This window comes from Streptomyces sp. (assembly GCF_031178505.1).
Taxonomy (GTDB): Bacteria; Actinomycetota; Actinomycetes; order Streptomycetales; family Streptomycetaceae; genus Streptomyces; species Streptomyces gulbargensis.
Map to the genome: position 1 here is coordinate 1 of NZ_JAPSIW010000907.1, position 2,423 is coordinate 2,423.

The window sequence follows — 2,423 nt, forward strand, 5'->3', positions numbered from 1 at the left end:
GTCGGAGAGCAGCATCCCGAGGAAACCGAGGTCCTGGACGGCCGCGGCGGAGCCGGTGCCGCCGAGGGCGCTCATGGCGTCGAGGCAGCGTCCGGCCTCCGCGTACAGGGCGCCGACCCCGTCGGGACTGTGCCCGGGCCCGGCGGCGGCCACCGAGACGGGGTGGCCGAGGAGCGGGGAGAGTTCCTCGGAGACGGCCTTCGCGGCGGCCGAGGGGTCCAGGCCGGGCAGCAGCAGCACGATGCAGCCGCCCTGCACCGTCTTGAGGCCGGAGAGCCGGTAGGCGTACGAGGAGGCCCACACCACGGCCCGGCCCTGCTCGCCGCCCTCGGGCCTGGCGACCACGAGGACGTGCGGTTTGCGCAGGTCGACGCCGAGTCGGCGGGCCCGCTGGGCGATCTGCTGCGGGGCGTGCGGCGGGTCGGCGATGAGGTCGTCGAGGAGCTCGTCGCGGACGGGGCCCTCGGCGACGGCCGTGGAGCGCCGCATGAGGAGGAGGAACGCGACGGACTGGGCGGCCAGTTCCACGAGTCGCTCGTCCTCGCCGGTCAGTCCGCTGGCGGCGCGGATGACGAGGCCGCCGAGGTCCTCGGAGCCGGCGATGACGGGGGCGACCCAGGTGTCCTCGCCGGCGAGGACGGGCCGGCGGCGGGCGTGCGCGTCGAGCGAGGCCTTGGCGACGGCCTCCTCGTCCAGGTCGGGTATGCCGGCCCCGCCCGTGGTGGCCAGGCAGCGGCCGCCGGGGTCGCGGATCATCACGGTGGCGTCGAGGGCGTCGCCGGCGGCCTTGGCCACGTTGCACAGGTCGCCGCCCGCGAGGACCAGGTTCATGATGCGGCTGTGGGCCTCGCTGACGTGCCGCATGCGGGTGAGGCTGGTGCGGACGCGGGAGCTGTCCCGCTCCAGTTCGGAGACCTCGGCGCGGGTTCGGTCGAGGAGCCCGGCCTTCTCGACCGCGAGGGCCGCGAGGTCGGCGAGGGCGGAGAGGAGCGCGATCTCTCGCGGGGTGTGCTCCCGGACGCGCCGGTCCGCCCCGTACAGGGCACCGATCACCGCGTCGCCGCTGCGCAGCGGCACTGCCATGATGGCGCGCAGGCCCTCGGCCCGTACGGCCGCGTCGCCGGGGTCGGCGGCGTCCGCGCCGACGGCGGTGTCGGCGGGGGAGAAGCGCTCGTCGGCCGGGTAGTCGGGGGTCCAGACCGGTTCGCCCTCGCGCTGGACGACGCTGCCGAGGCAGTTGCCCTCGGCGAGCCGCAGTCCGGCGACGAGTCCGAGGCCCGGCCCGGTGTCCGGGCCGGTGCGGGAGCCCTCGGTGGTGCGGATGTAGCAGGCGCCGTGGGGGCCGCGCAGTGTCACGTACGCCATGTCGAGGCCGAGCAGGCTCCGGGCGCGGCGGGTGATCAGGCGCAGCTGGCTGTCCAGGTCGTACGAGAAGGTGAGGTCGCGGGCGGTGTCGGTGAGGGTGGTGAGCGCGGCCTCGCGCCGGGCGGCGTCGGCGCGTTCGGCGCGGATGTCCTCGGCGAGGCGCACGGCCCGTTCCAGGCGGTCGAGTTCGGCGGCGGGGGCGCCGCGGCGGCGGGCCCGTGCCACGAGACCGCCGAGGAGATCGTCGAGCGCGGCGTCGGCGGCCGGGCCGTGCGGGGTGTGGGAGCCGGGTGGGGCGGAGGTGCCGTGCGGGGTGTGGCCCGCGAGGAGTTCGAGGACCGTGAGCAGCGCGTCGTCGGCACCGCCGTCACCGTCAGCGCCGTACGCGTTCATCAGTCCAACCCCCGTAGTCCAGCGAAATCGGGCACCAGGGAGGAAACCCGTACTCCTCGCCGAAACTAATTCGGCTCGGGAAGCCGGTCAACGGTGACCTGCGGCACTTCATTCCCGCCGGACGGCCGGAGGGTCCCGCGAAGGGGCCTGGGCTCAGCCGTCGTGAGGTGCCGTCAGCGGGGTCGGGGCGGCGCACCGGAGGGCCGTCAGACGGGCGAGCCCGCGGGGACGAGCCGGTGGCGCGCGGGGCTGTACTGCGGGGGCACGTACGGCGTCTGGGGGCTCTGCGAGAGCTGCGGGCCCTGCGGCCCGGTGGCGGTGACCAGCGCGTACGCGGTGCGGCCCGCGGTGTTCCGCAGGGCGAGGACGGAACGGTGCAGCCGGCGCAGCCGGGCCGAGGGCTCCATGCCGCCTTCCCGGTGCAGCGTCGCGCGGAACCCCTCGTACACGGCGAGGGCCTCGTCGTGCCGGCCGCAGCGCAGCAGCGCCACCATGAGGTGGGCGTGCAGGGGCTCGTTGGTGCGGTAGCGGGCGACGAGCCCGGGGAGTTCGGAGAGGAGTTCGGCGTGCCGGCCGAGGCCGAGCTGCGCCTCCACCCACTGGTCGAGCACGCTGAGCCGGGAGGTTTCGAGGCGCTCGATCTCCAGGCGGAGCCGGGGGCCCGC

The 2,423-nt window shown here is 75.8% G+C and carries 2 protein-coding genes; both read right to left on the reverse strand.

Annotated features, from left to right (window positions below):
* A partial coding sequence (locus RIF68_RS34275) for a GAF domain-containing protein (protein ID WP_309055374.1) occupies nt 1-1,758 on the reverse strand: 1,758 nt, incomplete at its 3' end.
* Nucleotides 1,759-1,964: 206 nt separating this feature from the next.
* On the reverse strand, nt 1,965-2,423 hold a 459-nt coding region (locus tag RIF68_RS34280), incomplete at its 5' end, for an AfsR/SARP family transcriptional regulator (RefSeq protein ID WP_309055376.1).